General features: G+C 70.2%; 12 protein-coding genes and 4 tRNA genes. 9 read left to right on the top strand and 7 right to left on the bottom strand.

Features of this window, described 5'->3' with window-relative positions:
* Nucleotides 1-8 precede the first annotated feature (8 nt).
* From Sspor_RS23310 to Sspor_RS23300, 3 genes are all read left to right on the top strand, one after another.
* Nucleotides 9-81, top strand: a tRNA-Glu gene (locus Sspor_RS23310).
* Between the two features lie 39 nt (nt 82-120).
* Nucleotides 121-194: transfer RNA gene (locus Sspor_RS23305), tRNA-Asp, on the top strand.
* Nucleotides 195-216: 22 nt separating this feature from the next.
* A tRNA-Phe gene (locus tag Sspor_RS23300) sits at nt 217-293 on the top strand.
* Nucleotides 294-331: 38 nt separating this feature from the next.
* Here the strand turns inward: Sspor_RS23300 and Sspor_RS23295 are convergent.
* The 3 genes from Sspor_RS23295 to Sspor_RS23285 are packed head-to-tail and all read right to left on the bottom strand — an operon-like array spanning nt 332 to nt 2,400.
* Nucleotides 332-1,177 (bottom strand): cytochrome c biogenesis CcdA family protein, encoded by an 846-nt coding sequence (locus Sspor_RS23295; protein ID WP_202200864.1) that lies wholly within the window; start codon nt 1,175-1,177, stop codon nt 332-334.
* Nucleotides 1,174-1,914: a DsbA family protein gene (locus tag Sspor_RS23290; protein ID WP_202200863.1), complete on the bottom strand. Its 741-nt coding sequence runs from the start codon at nt 1,912-1,914 to the stop codon at nt 1,174-1,176. Before Sspor_RS23290 ends, Sspor_RS23295 begins: the two co-directional genes overlap by 4 nt.
* A 54-nt stretch (nt 1,915-1,968) precedes the next feature.
* Complete coding sequence (locus Sspor_RS23285) at nt 1,969-2,400, bottom strand: hypothetical protein (RefSeq protein ID WP_202200862.1); 432 nt, start codon at nt 2,398-2,400, stop codon at nt 1,969-1,971.
* Between the two features lie 111 nt (nt 2,401-2,511).
* Between Sspor_RS23285 and hrpA the strand changes: the two genes are divergently transcribed.
* Together hrpA and Sspor_RS23275 are read left to right on the top strand one after the other, a co-directional pair.
* Nucleotides 2,512-6,459: an ATP-dependent RNA helicase HrpA gene (gene hrpA / locus Sspor_RS23280; protein WP_202200861.1), complete on the top strand. Its 3,948-nt coding sequence runs from the start codon at nt 2,512-2,514 to the stop codon at nt 6,457-6,459.
* An 81-nt stretch (nt 6,460-6,540) separates the two neighbouring features.
* Nucleotides 6,541-6,614, top strand: a tRNA-Asp gene (locus Sspor_RS23275).
* Between the two features lie 643 nt (nt 6,615-7,257).
* Here the strand turns inward: Sspor_RS23275 and bldC are convergent.
* Together bldC and Sspor_RS23265 are read right to left on the bottom strand one after the other, a co-directional pair.
* A complete protein-coding gene (gene bldC, locus Sspor_RS23270) occupies nt 7,258-7,464 on the bottom strand; it encodes a developmental transcriptional regulator BldC (protein ID WP_003949541.1) in 207 nt (68 codons plus the stop codon).
* 567 nt (nt 7,465-8,031) lie between these two features.
* Nucleotides 8,032-8,886: a DUF8083 family protein gene (locus tag Sspor_RS23265; protein ID WP_237403988.1), complete on the bottom strand. Its 855-nt coding sequence runs from the start codon at nt 8,884-8,886 to the stop codon at nt 8,032-8,034.
* Nucleotides 8,887-9,065: 179 nt separating this feature from the next.
* On the opposite strand from Sspor_RS23265, the gene Sspor_RS23260 reads away from it, so the two are divergent.
* Both Sspor_RS23260 and Sspor_RS23255 read left to right on the top strand, forming a co-directional pair.
* Nucleotides 9,066-10,175: a Leu/Phe/Val dehydrogenase gene (locus Sspor_RS23260; RefSeq protein ID WP_272934844.1), complete on the top strand. Its 1,110-nt coding sequence runs from the start codon at nt 9,066-9,068 to the stop codon at nt 10,173-10,175.
* Nucleotides 10,176-10,465: 290 nt separating this feature from the next.
* Nucleotides 10,466-10,729 (top strand): DUF3073 domain-containing protein, encoded by a 264-nt coding sequence (locus tag Sspor_RS23255; protein WP_030009392.1) that lies wholly within the window; start codon nt 10,466-10,468, stop codon nt 10,727-10,729.
* Nucleotides 10,730-10,808: 79 nt separating this feature from the next.
* On the opposite strand, the gene purM is transcribed toward Sspor_RS23255, so the two are convergent.
* On the bottom strand, nt 10,809-11,879 hold the full coding sequence (purM, locus tag Sspor_RS23250; RefSeq protein ID WP_202200860.1) for a phosphoribosylformylglycinamidine cyclo-ligase: 1,071 nt from the start codon (nt 11,877-11,879) through the stop codon (nt 10,809-10,811).
* A gap of 91 nt (nt 11,880-11,970) precedes the next feature.
* Entirely contained in the window at nt 11,971-13,488 is a 1,518-nt protein-coding gene (purF, locus tag Sspor_RS23245) for an amidophosphoribosyltransferase (protein ID WP_030009390.1), read from the bottom strand.
* Between the two features lie 122 nt (nt 13,489-13,610).
* Here purF and Sspor_RS41595 point away from each other — a divergent pair, with 122 nt between their 5' ends.
* Entirely contained in the window at nt 13,611-13,733 is a 123-nt protein-coding gene (locus Sspor_RS41595) for a putative leader peptide (RefSeq protein ID WP_351150916.1), read from the top strand.
* Between the two features lie 137 nt (nt 13,734-13,870).
* Entirely contained in the window at nt 13,871-15,304 is a 1,434-nt protein-coding gene (locus Sspor_RS23240; protein ID WP_202200859.1) for a sulfatase-like hydrolase/transferase, read from the top strand.
* Nucleotides 15,305-15,310: the final 6 nt, after the last annotated feature.

Below are 15,310 nucleotides of genomic sequence, written 5' to 3'. Positions count from 1 at the left end.
GGCCTTTAGCCCTCATCGTCTAGTGGCCCAGGACGCCGCCCTTTCAAGGCGGTAGCACGGGTTCGAATCCCGTTGGGGGTACGCATTACCGTGTGCAAGACTTGTTCTCGCACACTGCAAGGTCCTGTGGAGCAGTTGGTTAGCTCGCCACCCTGTCAAGGTGGAGGTCGCGGGTTCAAGTCCCGTCAGGATCGCTGAAGCCGGAAACGGTTTCGTGGCTGGGTAGCTCAGTTGGTACGAGCGATCGCCTGAAAAGCGATAGGTCGCCGGTTCGACCCCGGCCCCAGCCACCATCAAGAAGGCCCCGTCCCTCGGACGGGGCCTTCTGTGGTTACTCCCCTTCGGCCTCGGCCTCCGCCACCCGCTCCCTGCGGCGCCACTGCACGACGCCGACGGCCGCCGCCCCGGCCGCGACCAGGGCGAGCAGCACCCCGTCCGGCACCGCGTCCGCCAGCGAGCCGACCCACTGCTCCACCGCGAACGAGTCGTCCACGTCCAGCAGCCCCGGCAGCGCGCTCGCCCCGTCGTAGGCGAGGAACAGCGCGCCCAGGACGATGAAGAACAGTCCGGACAGCAGCGAGGTGGTGTGCAGCTCGAAGCGTCCGACGCGCAGGGCCCGCCCGCGCAGCCAGCGCCGCCGGCCCAGGTCGAACCGCTCCCACAGCAGGGCCAGTACGAAGAGGGGTACGGCCATTCCCAGGGCGTAGACCGCCAGCAGCAGGCCGCCGTAGACGGGGCTGCCGCTGACCGCCGCGACGGTCAGGACGCTGCCCAGGATCGGCCCGGCGCAGAACCCGGCCAGGCCGTAGACCGCGCCGAGGGCGTACACCGACAGGGCGGTGGTCGGCCGGATCCGGCCCGACAGCTCCGAGATCCGCTTCGGGGCGAAGCCGAGGCCCAGGATCTGCGCGAGGCCGAGCGCGACGATCAGCCAGCCGCCGGCCAGCACGAGCTGGTCGCGGTTGCTGTGGAAGAAGCGCCCGGCGTACGAGCCCGCCGCCCCGAGCGGTACGAGGGTGCTCGCGAGGCCCGCGTAGAAGATCCCGGTACGTGCCAGGAGCCGCGAGGTGGAGTCGATGGAGTACGCGAAGAAGGCCGGCAGCAGCAGCGCGCTGCACGGGCTGAGCAGCGCGAGGAGGCCGCCCAGCAGGGCGGCCAGGTATCCGATGTCGGTCACCGCTGCGCCGCCTCGGCCTTCGCCCTGGCGATGGCGGCCGTGAAGGTGTCGAGTGGCTGGGCCCCGGCGATGGGACGGCCGTTCAGCAGGAAGGACGGGGTGGAGGTGACGCCGATGCGGTAGCCCTCCTCCTGGTCCTTCTTCAGGGCCGCCGCGGCCGGCCCGCCCGCCATGTCCGCCGTGAAGCGCTCCAGATCGGGGACCCCGGCCTCCCGGGCCAGCTCCACGAGCCGGTGTTCGGCGAAGCCCTTCTCCTTCGATCCGGCGGCGTAGGCCGCGGCGTGGAAGGCGTCGAAACGGTCCTGCTGCCCGGCCGCCCAGGCGGCCCTGGCCGCGGCCTCGGACTCGGTGCCGAAGATCGGGAAATTGCGCCACTCGATGCGCAGGGTGCCGTCCGCGACGTACTTCTTCACCAGTTCGGGCTCGGTGTCCCGGGCGAACTTGCCGCAGTAGCCGCATTTGAAGTCGGAGTACTCGATGAGGACGACGGGCGCGTCGGCGCGGCCGACGGCGAGCTTGTCGCCGGACTCGCGGCGGGCCAGCGCCTTGAGCTCGGCGGCGGGGTCGGTCCGGGGCCCGGCCACGGCGGGGGCGCCGGACGAGCCGGTCCCGGCGGGGGCGGTGGCCTGCCAGGAGACGATGCCGAGGGTGATCGCGGCGAGGACGGCCCCGGCGGAGATCAGCAGGGGCTTCGTGGCGGACTTCTTGGCGGAGGACTTCTTCTTGGAAGAGGGCATACGGGTGCTCCTGTGCTGCGGGTGGCGGGTCGGGGGCGGGATGGCGTCCGCCTCCTAGACCCGCATCACGCACAGCTCCACCGGGTCGGGCGCCGGGCGCCCGGGGTCGCGTACGAGGGTGCTTACGGGCCCGGCACCGGCCGGACCGGCCTCCTCGGGCACCGGCCGCACGGGCGGGACCTGCGCGTGCTGCTCGCCCGCGGTGCGGGTGGGGACGGCGGGTGTACCGCCGTGCCCGGGGGCCGTCGGCGCACAGGCGGGCCCGCCGCCGTCGGTGAACGCGGCCGCCCGGGGCCGGACCGGGGCCGAGCCGGAGTCCGCGGCCGTGGCCGAGCCCGGGTCCGCGGCCGTGGCCGTAGCCGAGCCGGAGTCCGGGACCGAGGCCGAAACCGAGGCCGGGACGGCCGCCACCGCCGGTGCCGCGCAGCCCAGGAGTACCGCCAGGACCACGCCGAGCAGGCTCCAGACGTGCCGGGGGCGGGACAAGGTGGGCTGCCTCTCACTCGTACGACCGACGGACTCGTCCCGAAATGGTACGGGTCCACCCGACAAATGCGTTCGCCACCCGTAGGGCCCAGGTGAGATCCTCGATCAGGTATGTCTACTTCCTTCGCCGCCCTGCAGACGCTTCTCGGTGAGATCTCCCTCCGTGACGCGCACCGCCTCGGCCGCCGCCTCGAAGGCGCCCGCCGTATCCGCAAGCCCGAGGCCAAGCAGGCCGTGCTCGACGAGATCGCCGCGGAGGCCGCCAAGGCCGCCGAGCGTCTGGCCGGCCGTGCCTCGCGGATGCCGGAGGTCACGTATCCCGAGAACCTGCCCGTCAGCCAGAAGAAGGACGAGATCGCCGAGGCGATACGCGACCACCAGGTCGTGATCGTCGCGGGCGAGACCGGGTCCGGCAAGACCACGCAGATCCCCAAGATCTGCATGGAGCTGGGCCGGGGCGTCCGGGGCATGATCGGGCACACCCAGCCCCGCCGGATCGCCGCCCGCACGGTCGCGGAACGGATCGCCGAGGAGCTGAAGTCCGAGATCGGGCAGACGGTCGGCTGGAAGGTCCGCTTCACCGACCAGGTCGACCAGGACGCGACCTTCGTGAAGCTGATGACGGACGGCATCCTGCTCGCCGAGATCCAGACGGACCGCGAGCTGCGCGCCTACGACACGATCATCATCGACGAGGCCCACGAGCGGTCGCTGAACATCGACTTCCTGCTGGGCTACCTGGCCACGCTGCTGCCGAAGCGTCCCGACCTCAAGGTCGTCATCACCTCGGCGACCATCGACCCCGAGCGCTTCTCCCGCCACTTCGGCGAGGCGCCGATCGTCGAGGTCAGCGGGCGGACCTATCCCGTGGAGGTGCGCTACCGGCCGCTCCTGGAGGAGGACGCCGAGGAGGCCGGCGACTCCGACCGGGACCAGATCACCGCGATCTGCGAGGCCGTCGACGAGCTCCAGTCCGAGGGGCCCGGCGACATCCTGGTCTTCCTCTCGGGCGAGCGGGAGATCCGTGACACGGCGGACGCCCTGAACAAACGGAACCTCCGCTTCACAGAGGTGCTCCCCCTTTACGCGCGCCTCTCGCACGCCGAGCAGCACCGCGTGTTCCAGCAGCACACCGGCCGCCGGATCGTCCTCGCGACCAACGTCGCCGAGACCTCGCTGACGGTCCCCGGCATCAAGTACGTGATCGACCCGGGCACCGCCCGGATCTCCCGCTACAGCCACCGCACCAAGGTCCAGCGCCTGCCGATCGAGCGGATCTCGCAGGCCAGCGCCAACCAGCGCAAGGGCCGCTGCGGCCGTACCAGCGACGGCATCTGCATCCGGCTGTACTCCGAGGACGACTTCGACGCCCGCCCCGAGTTCACCGACGCCGAGATCCTGCGGACCAACCTGGCCTCCGTCATCCTGCAGATGACCGCCGCCGGCCTCGGCGAGATCGAGAAGTTCCCCTTCATCGACCCGCCGGACCACCGCAACATCCGCGACGGCGTGCAGCTGCTCCAGGAGCTCGGCGCGCTGGAGGCGGGCGAGAAGGCCGGCCCGGAGGGGAAGAAGGGCCAGCGGCTCACCCAGATGGGCCGCCAGCTCTCCCAGCTCCCCGTGGACCCGCGGCTGGCCCGCATGGTCATCGAGGCCGACAAGAACAACTGCGTCCGCGAGGTCATGGTCATCGCGGCGGCCCTGTCCATCCAGGACCCGCGCGAGCGGCCCTCGGACAAGCAGACCCAGGCCGACCAGAACCACGCCCGCTTCAAGGACGAGACGAGCGACTTCCTCTCGTTCCTCAACATGTGGCGCTACGTCCGCGAGCAGCAGAAGGAGCGCGGCTCGTCCTCGTTCCGCCGGATGTGCAAGCAGGAGTACCTGAACTTCCTGCGGATCCGCGAGTGGCAGGACATCTACTCCCAGCTGCGCACGGTCGCCAAGAGCATGGGCATCCACGTCAACGAGGCCGACGCGCCCGAGCAGGTCGTCCACGTCTCGCTGCTGGCCGGTCTGCTGTCGCACATCGGGCTCAAGGACACCGACAAGAACGAGTACCTCGGTGCCCGCAGCGCCAAGTTCGCGATCTTCCCGGGCTCCTCGCTCTTCAAGAAGCAGCCGAAGTTCGTGATGTCGGCCGAGCTGGTGGAGACCTCGCGGCTGTGGGCCCGGGTGAACGCCAAGGTGGAGCCCGAGTGGGTGGAGCCGCTGGCGCAGCACCTGGTCAAGCGCACCTACAGCGAGCCGCACTGGGAGAAGGACCAGGCGGCCGTGATGGCGTACGAGAAGGTCACGCTGTACGGCGTGCCGATCGTGGCCCAGCGGAAGATCAACTACGGCCGGATCGACGCCGAGGTCTCGCGCGAGCTGTTCATCCGCAACGCGCTGGTCGAGGGCGACTGGCGCACGCACCACAAGTTCTACGCCGACAACCGCAAGCTCCTCACCGAGGTGGAGGAGCTGGAGAACCGGGCCCGGCGGCGCGACATCGTGGTGGACGACGAGACGCTCTTCGACTTCTACGACCAGAAGATCCCCGCCCACGTGGTCTCGGGGGCGCACTTCGACTCCTGGTGGAAGCACAAGAAGCGCGAGGAGCCCGAACTCCTCGACTTCGAGCGCGAGATGCTGCTGACCGAGAAGGCGGCCGGGGTCACCAAGGCCGACTACCCGGACTCCTGGCGGCAGGGGCAGCTGAAGTTCCGGGTGACCTACCAGTTCGAGCCGGGCGCGGACGCCGACGGCGTGACCGTCCACATCCCGCTCCAGGTGCTGAACCAGGTCACGGACGAGGGCTTCGACTGGCAGATCCCGGGCCTGCGCGAGGAGGTCGTGACCGAGCTGATCCGCTCGCTGCCGAAGCCGATCCGCCGGCACTACGTGCCCGCGCCGAACTACGCCGGGCGTTTCCTGGACACGGCGGTGCCCTTGCAGGAGCCGCTGCCGGTCACGCTGGCGCGCGAGCTCCAGCGGATGGTCGGGGTCCCGGTCTCGGCCGAGGACTTCGACCTCACCCGGATCCCCGACCACCTGAAGATCACCTTCCGGATCGTCGACGAGCGCCGGAAGAACCTCGCCGAGGACAAGGACCTGGAGGCCCTGCGCCTGCGGCTGAGGCCGAAGGCCCGCCAGGCCCTCTCCAAGGCCGCCGCGGCCACGGCGGAGCGGGCGGGCGGGGAGTCGGTGGAGCGCACCGGGCTGACCGACTGGACGATCGGCACGCTGACCAAGGTCTTCGAGACCCGGCGGGCCGGCCAGCCGGTGAAGGCGTACCCGGCGCTCGTGGACGAGGGCGCGAGCGTGTCCGTACGGCTCTTCGACACCGAGGCCGAGCAGCAGCAGGCGATGTGGCTGGGAACCCGGCGGCTGATCCTGCTGAACATCCCGGTGAACCCGGCGAAGTTCGCCTCGGACCACCTGACCAACCAGCAGAAGCTGGCCCTGTCCAGGAACCCGCACGGCTCCATCCAGGCACTCTTCGACGACTGCGCGACGGCGGCGACCGACAAGCTGATCGCCGACCACGGCGGCCCGGCGTGGGACGAGGCGGGCTTCCGCAAGCTCTACGAGGCCGTCCGCGCGGACCTGGTGGACACGACCGTGCGCACGGTGGGCCAGGTGCAGCAGGTGCTGGCGGCCTGGCAGGCCTGTGAGCGCCGTCTGAAGGCCACGGGCAGCCTGGCGCTGGTCGCCAACATCCAGGACGTCAGGACGCAGCTGGCGGCCCTCGTGCCGGCCGGCTTCGTGACGCTCACGGGGCTGCGCCGGCTGGCGGACCTGATGCGCTACCTGGTGGCGGCGGACCGCCGGCTCCAGCAGATGCCCACCGGCGTCCAGCGCGACACCACGCGCATGGAGAAGGTCCACGAGATGCAGGACGAGTACGCCTGGCTGCTGGAGCAGTTGCCGAAGGGGCGGCCGGTCCCGTCCGCGGTCACCGACATCCGCTGGATGATCGAGGAACTGCGCGTCAGTTACTTCGCGCACGCCCTCGGGACGGCGTACCCGATCTCCGACAAGCGGATCGTGAAGGCGGTGGATGCGGCGGCGCCGTGACCGTCGCCCCGGTCCGGTTCGACTGCACCCCCTGAGCTGCGGTACAGTCTGATTCGCAGCCGCCGAGCGGCCGCAAATCTAGGACCTGTGGAGCAGTTGGTTAGCTCGCCACCCTGTCAAGGTGGAGGTCGCGGGTTCAAGTCCCGTCAGGTTCGCAGAAACGTCAGGGCCCGTATCCCTCTGGGGATGCGGGCCCTGACGCGTTGGCGGGTCCCGGCGCGTCGGCGGCCTTGGGGGCCGCCCGGGACCGCCGGGGCCACCCGGGCCCCCGCTGCGCGTGCGTGGGGCTCATGGGGCCCGTAGAGCGCCCCGGTCACCCGTGAACGCTTCCGGGCCGCCTACGCGCCACCCGCGGGCCGCCCACGAGCACGTCCCGGTCCTCCGCGGGGCAGTCCGGTGCCGGTCCGCGCGCCCACGCGCCGACCGCGGGCCGGAATCCCCCGTTCGCATGAGGTGCCCCGCGATGCCCGTCCCCTTTACGGGGTGCATTACCGGATATACAAGAGTGATCATCTGTGACGGGAGTCACCGCATGAGTTTTTGAGACTCATACTTTTATCGCACCCATACGCCCGCTCGATAGAATATGTGCAATGGCACCTACTCCGCCGGTGCCCCCGCGCGCATCCGAGACCCGCCCTGACCTGGGCATAAAAAAGATCGCGCTGGACCCGGCGGAGTCCAGCGCGATCGCACGGCATGGGACCTGTTGGGGCAGGTCCGGCCGTATGAAGCTATGTAGGTTTCATCGGATTGGGGGACCCGATAAACCCGTTAAAGCGGGGTGTTAACGCGACCTCAGGCCTCGCTGCGCTGCTGCGGAATTCCCGCGAGCAGTGCGCGAACCTCGGCCTCGCGGTACCGGCGGTGTCCACCCAGGGTGCGGATGGACGTGAGCTTGCCAGCCTTGGCCCAGCGGGTGACCGTCTTCGGGTCCACGCGGAACATCGTGGCAACCTCAGCCGGGGTCAGCAGCGGCTCGGCATCAGGGGTGCGAGCGGTCATGAGCGGCCTCCTCGGGAGAACCGAACCATCTCGGTTCTTTCCTCTAAATTCTGCACCTTGGCCCGCGTTGCCCGAAATGGACATACGCGGGCCGAGTCGGTTATAGGACGAACGGCTTGTCCTCGGCACTACAACTACACCATCCGTCCAGCCTCGACGGCCAAACCGACGGAATTGCCCTCCGAGGTGTTCATCAGCGGCGGAAGCCGATGGACCGTCCCATAACGGACAGTCACCCCACTGTGACGATCAGTCACAGAGCGATCAGGAGTCGTCAGACCCCCCGTAGAGTGCAATGCCGAGCATTCCGCCCTTAGTTGGGCGGAAGGAACCCTCCCCGGACTCCTTGTCCTATTTTGGCACGAGGGTAGGGGAAGGGCGCAAGGGTGTAGTTAGTGCGGTCCGTCACGCTTGGGCCAATGGCCCGTATCGGGACGTAGGTCCTGGTACTACGTCCCAAATGCCACGATCAGGCCTCTGATCAGCCAGTATTGACTGATCGACCGATACCGGACGATACGTACGGGACCCTCTTGGGTGAAACCGGCCACACAGGCCCCTTTCGGCCTAATTAGCAAAAAGCCGCTCCCGGACCGTCCGCCACCGCTCCGCCAGCCCCTCGTACACCTCGGCCGCGCCCTCCGCGTCCCCGGCCCGCAGGGCCGCGATGCCCGCCGCCAGGTCCGCGGCCGAGCGGTCCGCCGCCAGCCGCTCCGCGGGCAGCGCGTGCAGCAGCCCGCCGTAGTCCAGCTCGACCATCGAGCGCGGATGGAACTCCTCCAGCCAGCTCCCCACCTCCACCAGCCCGTCGGCGAGCATCCCGTACCCCTCCGCGTCGCGCAGGGTCCGCAGCGCCCGGGCGAGCCGCCGCCGGGCCTGCACCATCGGTGTGCGGTAGCGCAGCCGCTCGCCCGGCACGTGGTCCCGCTCCCCGTCCGCCACCAGCACGAACCAGCGCAGCGGGACCTGCCACACCCCGGTGCGGATCCAGGGGCGCGCGTCCGGGTTCCGTTCGCGCCAGCTCTCGTAGTCCTCGGCGGCCTGCCGGCGCGCGGACGGCGGGAGCGCCGCGTCGAGCACCGGGCCCGGGAACCACTCGACGAGCTCCTGGAGGGCCAGCCAGCCGCGGAGCCGGGTGCGCCACGGGCAGACCAGCAGCACCCCGTCGACCACCGCCGTGAAGGCGTCCGCGCTCTCGTGGGCCGGCACCGCCACCACCGGGACCCGCACCAAGTCCGACAGCGAACGGCGAAGTTCGTCCTGGGCGGTCGGGGTCGCGCCGCGCCGGGCGTAGTCGGCCCAGTGCGTGCGCTCGGGCTCGGCGAAGGCCGCCAAGGGCTCGTACACGCGCAGGTAGGAGGCGTACGGGACGGTCGGCGCCGAGCGCGCGGACGGCAGCGGGAGATCGGAGGATTCGCTCACGCTCTCGTACTGCCCTGCCGCGGCGCCGGGTTCACCTCCGGGGCGCTCCCGCCCCCTCGCGCCACGGGAGTGTTTCGATCCTCGGACAGGTCACCTACGCACGGCCCACAGGTCTTACTCTGCTCCCAGCACGCCCTCCCCCACCCGCAGGGCGGGCGTCTTTCCGCCGCATCTCTTCCATGGGAGTCACCACCGTGACCGAAATGACCGACGGCGTCCTGCACACCCTGTTCCGTTCGGAACAGGGCGGCCACGAGCAAGTCGTGCTGTGCCAGGACCGCGCCACCGGCCTGAAGGCCGTCATCGCCATCCACTCCACCGCCCTGGGCCCCGCCCTCGGCGGTACGCGCTTCCACGCGTACGCCTCCGACGAGGAGGCCGTCCTCGACGCGCTGAACCTCTCGCGCGGCATGTCGTACAAGAACGCCCTCGCCGGTCTCGACCTCGGCGGCGGCAAGGCCGTGATCATCGGCGACCCGGACGTCCTCAAGAGCGAGGAACTGCTCGAGGCCTACGGCCGGTTCGTGGAGTCCCTCGGCGGCCGCTACGTGACCGCCTGCGACGTCGGCACCTATGTGGCCGACATGGACGTCGTGGCCCGCGAGACCCGCTGGGCGACCGGCCGCTCCCCCGAGAACGGCGGCGCGGGCGACTCCTCGGTCCTCACCGCCTTCGGTGTCTTCCAGGGCATGCGCGCCAGCGCCCAGCACCTGTGGGGCGACCCGACCCTGCGCGGCCGCAAGGTCGGCGTGGCCGGTGTCGGCAAGGTCGGCCACTACCTGGTCGAGCACCTGCTGGAGGACGGCGCCGAGGTCGTGATCACGGACGTCCGCCAGGAGTCGGTGCAGCGCATCCTCGACAAGCACCCGGGCAAGGTCACGGCGGTCGCCGACACGGACGCGCTGATCCGCACCGAGGGCCTGGACATCTACGCCCCCTGCGCGCTCGGCGGCGCCCTGAACGACGAGACCGTCCCGGCGCTCACCGCGACGATCGTCTGCGGCGCGGCGAACAACCAGCTCGCCCACCCGGGCATCGAGAAGGACCTCTCGGACCGCGGGATCCTCTACGCCCCGGACTACGTGGTCAACGCGGGCGGTGTCATCCAGGTCGCCGACGAGCTGCGCGGCTTCGACTTCGACCGCTGCAAGGCCAAGGCCACGAAGATCTTCGACACCACGCTGGAGATCTTTGCTCGCGCGAAGGCCGATGGCATCCCGCCGGCCGCCGCGGCCGACCGGATCGCCGAGCAGCGGATGGCCGACGGCCGCGCCGCGCGCGCGGTCTGAGCCCTTCCCGGGGCCCTTGGGCACGCCCGCCGGGGTGCGGCGAGACGGAACTCACTGCACTTCGGCGGGTCGCCCGCCAGGAAAAGGTTAAAATCGCAGCTGACCAGCGAGGACGGGGCGCCTTGTTGGTTCTGCACCGGGGCGCGTCATGCGGGCGGCGTACCGTATGGCCGCGGAAGCAGGTACCGTTAAACCCCTACGGACGGTCTCTCCACGGAGAGCCCGCTCCGAACCATGAACGCGTGTCAGACTCTGGGGCCGTCGAGCCCCGTCACCGAGGGGGTCGAGCCATGGGGCGCGGCCGGGCAAAGGCCAAGCAGACGAAGGTCGCCCGCCAGCTGAAGTACAGCAGCGGCGGGACTGACCTCTCGCGTCTGGCCAACGAGCTGGGCGCATCGACCGTGGAACCGCTGCCTGTCAGCGAGCCGGTCGAGGTAGACGACGACGAACTGGACGAGGACGACCCGTACGCTCGGTACGCGGACCTCTACAACAGGGATGACGACGACGAGGACGAAGAGTCCGGGCCGTCGTCACAGCGTCGCGGCGCTTGACGCCCTGAGGCGTCTGCACGACAGACAAAAGACTGAAACCCGGTCCAGGGCATCGCCCCGGGCCGGGTTTCAGTGCTGCTCAGCTCGCGTAGGAACCGGTCATGGTGGCGCCCTCGGCGTGGTCGCCGCGGTCCAGGATCTCTCCCGCGACCCACGCGTCGACACCCCGGTCGGCCAGCGCGGTCAGCGCGACCTCCACCGACTCCTGCGGAACGACGGCCATCATGCCGACGCCCATGTTCAGGGTCTTCTCCAGCTCCAGCTGCTCCACCTGGCCGGCCTTGCCGACCAGGTCGAAGATGGCGCCCGGGGCCCAGGTCGAACGGTCGACCGTCGCGTGCAGGTGGTCCGGGATGACCCGGGCCAGGTTCGCCGCGAGGCCGCCACCGGTGATGTGCGAGTAGGCGTGCACCTCGGCCGTACGGGTGAGGGCCATGCAGTCCAGCGAGTAGATCTTGGTGGGCTCCAGGAGCTCCTCGCCGAGGGTGCGGCCGAGCTCCTCCACGTGGCTCTCCAGCGACATCTTCGCGCGCTCGAAGAGGACGTGGCGGACCAGCGAGTACCCGTTCGAGTGAAGGCCGGACGAAGCCATCGCGATGACGGCGTCACCCGTACGGATGCGATCCGCGCCGAGCAGGCGGTCGTACTCGACGACGCCCGTTCCGGCACCGGCCACGTCGAAGTCGTCCGGGCCCAGCAGGCCCGGGTGCTCGGCGGTCTCGCCGCCGACCAGGGCGCAGCCGGCGAGGACACAGCCCTCGGCGATGCCCTTGACGATCGCCGCGACACGCTCGGGGTGCACCTTGCCGACGCAGATGTAGTCGGTCATGAAGAGCGGCTCGGCACCGCAGACGACGATGTCGTCCATGACCATCGCCACCAGGTCGTGGCCGATGGTGTCGTAGACGCCGAGCTGGCGGGCGATGTCCACCTTGGTGCCGACGCCGTCGGTGGCCGAGGCGAGCAGCGGGCGCTCGTAGCGCTTGAGGGCGGAGGCGTCGAAGAGGCCGGCGAAGCCGCCGAGGCCGCCGAGGACCTCGGGGCGCTGCGTCTTCTTCACCCACTCCTTCATCAGCTCGACGGCGCGGTCGCCCGCTTCGATGTCCACGCCTGCGGCTGCGTAGCTGGCACCGGTGGTCTTCTCTGTCATGACAGGAGAGAGCTTTCGTGTCGTTACTGCGTGTGGTGCCGGGCCCTGGGAGAAGCCTCAAAGACAGGGCCCGGCGCAGGTTGAGCCAGGGCTACGGGCGACGGAGCGCGTCGGCGGCGTCCGTGCCGCCCGCGAGCTCGGACTCCAGCAGCTGCTTGCCCAGGAGCTGCGGGTCGGGCAGCTCCATCGGGTACTCGCCGTCGAAGCAGGCACGGCAGAGGTTGGGCTTCTGGATGGTGGTCGCCTCGACCATCGCGTCGAGCGAGATGTACGAGAGCGAGTCCGCGCCCAGCGACGTGGCGATCTCGTCGACCGTCATGCCGTTGGCGATCAGCTCGGCCCGGGTGGCGAAGTCGATGCCGAAGAAGCACGGCCACTTCACCGGCGGCGAGGAGATCCGGATGTGGACCTCCGCCGCGCCGGCCTCGCGGAGCATCTTGACCAGGGCGCGCTGGGTGTTGCCGCGGACGATCGAGTCGTCGACGACCACCAGGCGCTTGCCCCGGATGACTTCCTTGAGGGGGTTGAGCTTGAGCCGGATGCCGAGCTGGCGGATCGTCTGCGAGGGCTGGATGAAGGTCCGGCCCACGTAGGCGTTCTTGACCAGGCCGGATCCGTACGGGATCCCGCTGGCCTCGGCGTATCCGACGGCGGCGGGCGTGCCGGATTCCGGCGTCGCTATCACCAGGTCGGCGTCGACCGGGGCTTCCTTGGCCAGGCGCCGGCCCATCTCGACACGCGAGAGGTAGACGTTCCGGCCGGCGATGTCGGTGTCCGGGCGCGCCAGGTAGACGTACTCGAAGACACAGCCCTTGGGCTTCGCTTCCGCGAATCGAGAGGTGCGCAGACCGTTCTCGTCGATCGCGATGAGCTCGCCCGGCTCGACCTCGCGGACGAAGCTGGCGCCGCAGATGTCGAGGGCGGCGGTCTCACTCGCGACCACCCAGCCGCGCTCCAGGCGGCCGAGGACCAGCGGGCGGATGCCCTGCGGGTCACGGGCGGTGTAGAGGGTCCCCTCGTCCATGAAGACGAGGGAGAAGGCGCCCTTGACCTGAGGCAGGACCTTGGCGGCCGACTCCTCGATGGTCAGGGGCTTGCCCTCGTCGTCGGTCTGACCGGCGAGGAGGGCGGTGACCAGGTCGGTGTCATTGGTGGCGGCCACCTGGGTGGCACGGCCGTCCTGACGGGGGAGGTCGGCGACCATCTCGGCAAGCTCGGCGGTGTTCACCAGGTTGCCGTTGTGACCCAGGGCAATGGAGCCGTGGGCGGTCGCACGGAAGGTCGGCTGGGCGTTCTCCCAGACGGAGGCCCCGGTGGTCGAATAGCGGGCGTGACCGACCGCGATATGACCTTGGAGCGAGCCGAGAGAGGTTTCGTCGAAGACCTGGGAAACGAGGCCCATGTCCTTGAAGACGAGGATCTGGGAACCGTTGCTCACAGCGATTCCCGCGGACTCTTGTCCACGGTGCTGCAGGGCATACAGTCCGAAGTAGGTGAGCTTGGCGACCTCTTCACCCGGAGCCCAGACACCGAAGACGCCGCAAGCGTCCTGGGGGCCCTTTTCGCCGGGGAGCAGGTCGTGGTTGAGTCGTCCATCACCACGAGGCACGCTCCCGAGTGTAGGCGAGATCGACCACTGGTCCGAATTGGGGACGGCCGGGAAATGTCACAGCACAGAGGGTGACCGATCCATTCCGTCTCGGTATCCGGAATGCCCTTGTTGACAGGCGCATGGGCATTCGTACAGGCTCTCGCCCCATGCAGCCTCTCGGTGACCGAACGGTCACCCTCGTCGAGCGCCGGCACGTGGACCTTGTCCGTGTCGCGAGCGCCATCTGTCGCTGTTCTGCGTAGTCACACGCCGCTTTCGTTCTTTCTTTTCCCGTTTCCTGCCTGATTTCTGCCTGATCCCCGGCCGAGCCCGCCCCGCCGTGCCGCGCGCCGTCCCGCGCCGCCGGGGGCGGGCCGCCGGGCCATGCCTTGGAGTACCTGTGACCTCGTACGAACCCCAGCTGTCCCGGCGCGCCTTCGGCGGCGCGGTCGGCGTGAGCGCGGCCGCCGCCGCGGTGGGGCTGGGCGCCTCCCCGGCCGCCGCCGCCCCGGCCCCCGGCGACGGGCAGAACGCGCCTCAGGAACGGGAGTTCCGGGCCGCGCGGCCCCGGCCGTCCCGCCGCCCGAACATCCTGTTCATCCTCGGCGACGACCTGGGCCGGGCCGACCTCTCCTCCTACGGCTCCCCGCACATCAAGACCCCGAACCTGGACCGCCTCGCCCGCCAGGGCGTCCGGTTCACCGACGCCTACTCGGGCTCCGCGACCTGCTCGCCGACCCGCTTCAGCCTCTACACCGGGCGCTACCCGGGCCGTACCGAGGGCGGGCTGGCCGAGCCGATCGCCGACAAGTCGGTGGGCCTGGACCCCGCGCACCCGACGCTGGCCTCGCTGCTGAAGGGGGCCGGCTACGCCACCGCCCTGATCGGCAAGTGGCACGCCGGCTACCTGCCCGACTACAGCCCGACCCGGTCCGGCTGGGACGAGTTCTTCGGCAACTTCGGCGGGGCCCTGGAGTACTACTCCAAGCTGGGCCTGGGCGGCGAGTACGACCTGTACGAGGGCGACGCCGAGTACAAGGACCTGCGCTACTACACGCGGATCATCACCGAGCGCGCGAGCGAGTACGTCTCCCGCGACCACCACGGCCGCCCGTGGCTGCTGAACCTCAACTTCACCACCCCGCACTGGCCGTGGATCGCCGACGGCGACACCGAGCAGAGCGCCGAGATCGTCCGGCGGATCAAGGCGGGCGACGGGCGCGCCCTGTGGCACCAGGACGGCGGCTCGGTCGAGAAGTACAAGGAGATGGTCGAGGACCTCGACCGCTCGATCGGCAAGGTGCTGGCGGCGCTGAAGCGTTCCGGCCAGGAGGAGGACACCGTCGTGGTCTTCTCCAGCGACAACGGCGGCGAGCGCTTCTCGTACAACTGGCCGCTGTCCGGCAACAAGGCCTCCCTCCAGGAGGGCGGGATCCGGGTGCCGAACATCGTGCGCTGGCCCGCCCGGCTGGACGGCGGACAGGTCAGCCGCGTACCGGTGTTCAGCCCGGACTGGACGGCGACGCTGCTGGAGCTGGCCGGGGCGCGGCCCGACCGGGCCCACCCGCTGGACGGCGTGAGCCTGGCCGGGTACCTGCTGCGCGGCGAGAAGCCCGCCGAGCGGGACCTCTTCTGGCGGGTCCGGGGCGAGCGCGCGCTGCGCCGCGGGGACTGGAAGTACTACCGCGGCAAGGCGGGCAGGGACCAGCTGTTCGACCTGGCCGGCGACGTCCGCGAACAGGCCGACAAGGCCGCCGCGGAACCGGCCCGGCTGGCGCAGCTGCGGGCGGCCTGGGAGAAGGTGGACGCCCAGCTCCTCCCGTACCCGGCCTGACTGCCT

The organism is Streptomyces spororaveus (assembly GCF_016755875.1).
GTDB classification, from domain to species: Bacteria; Actinomycetota; Actinomycetes; order Streptomycetales; family Streptomycetaceae; genus Streptomyces; species Streptomyces spororaveus.
The sequence above is the reverse complement of the archived record's forward strand: the minus strand, read 5'-3'. Positions and strand labels throughout refer to the sequence as shown.

Coding starts and splice junctions, on each gene's coding strand:
- Sspor_RS23260 (WP_272934844.1), top strand. CDS start 9,066: ATGGGAGTCACCACCGTGACCGAAATGACCGACGGCGTCCTGCACACC.
- purM (WP_202200860.1), bottom strand. CDS start 11,879: ATGACAGAGAAGACCACCGGTGCCAGCTACGCAGCCGCAGGCGTGGAC.
- bldC (WP_003949541.1), bottom strand. CDS start 7,464: ATGACCGCTCGCACCCCTGATGCCGAGCCGCTGCTGACCCCGGCTGAG.
- Sspor_RS23290 (WP_202200863.1), bottom strand. CDS start 1,914: ATGCCCTCTTCCAAGAAGAAGTCCTCCGCCAAGAAGTCCGCCACGAAG.
- hrpA (WP_202200861.1), top strand. CDS start 2,512: ATGTCTACTTCCTTCGCCGCCCTGCAGACGCTTCTCGGTGAGATCTCC.
- Sspor_RS41595 (WP_351150916.1), top strand. CDS start 13,611: ATGGGCATTCGTACAGGCTCTCGCCCCATGCAGCCTCTCGGTGACCGA.
- Sspor_RS23255 (WP_030009392.1), top strand. CDS start 10,466: ATGGGGCGCGGCCGGGCAAAGGCCAAGCAGACGAAGGTCGCCCGCCAG.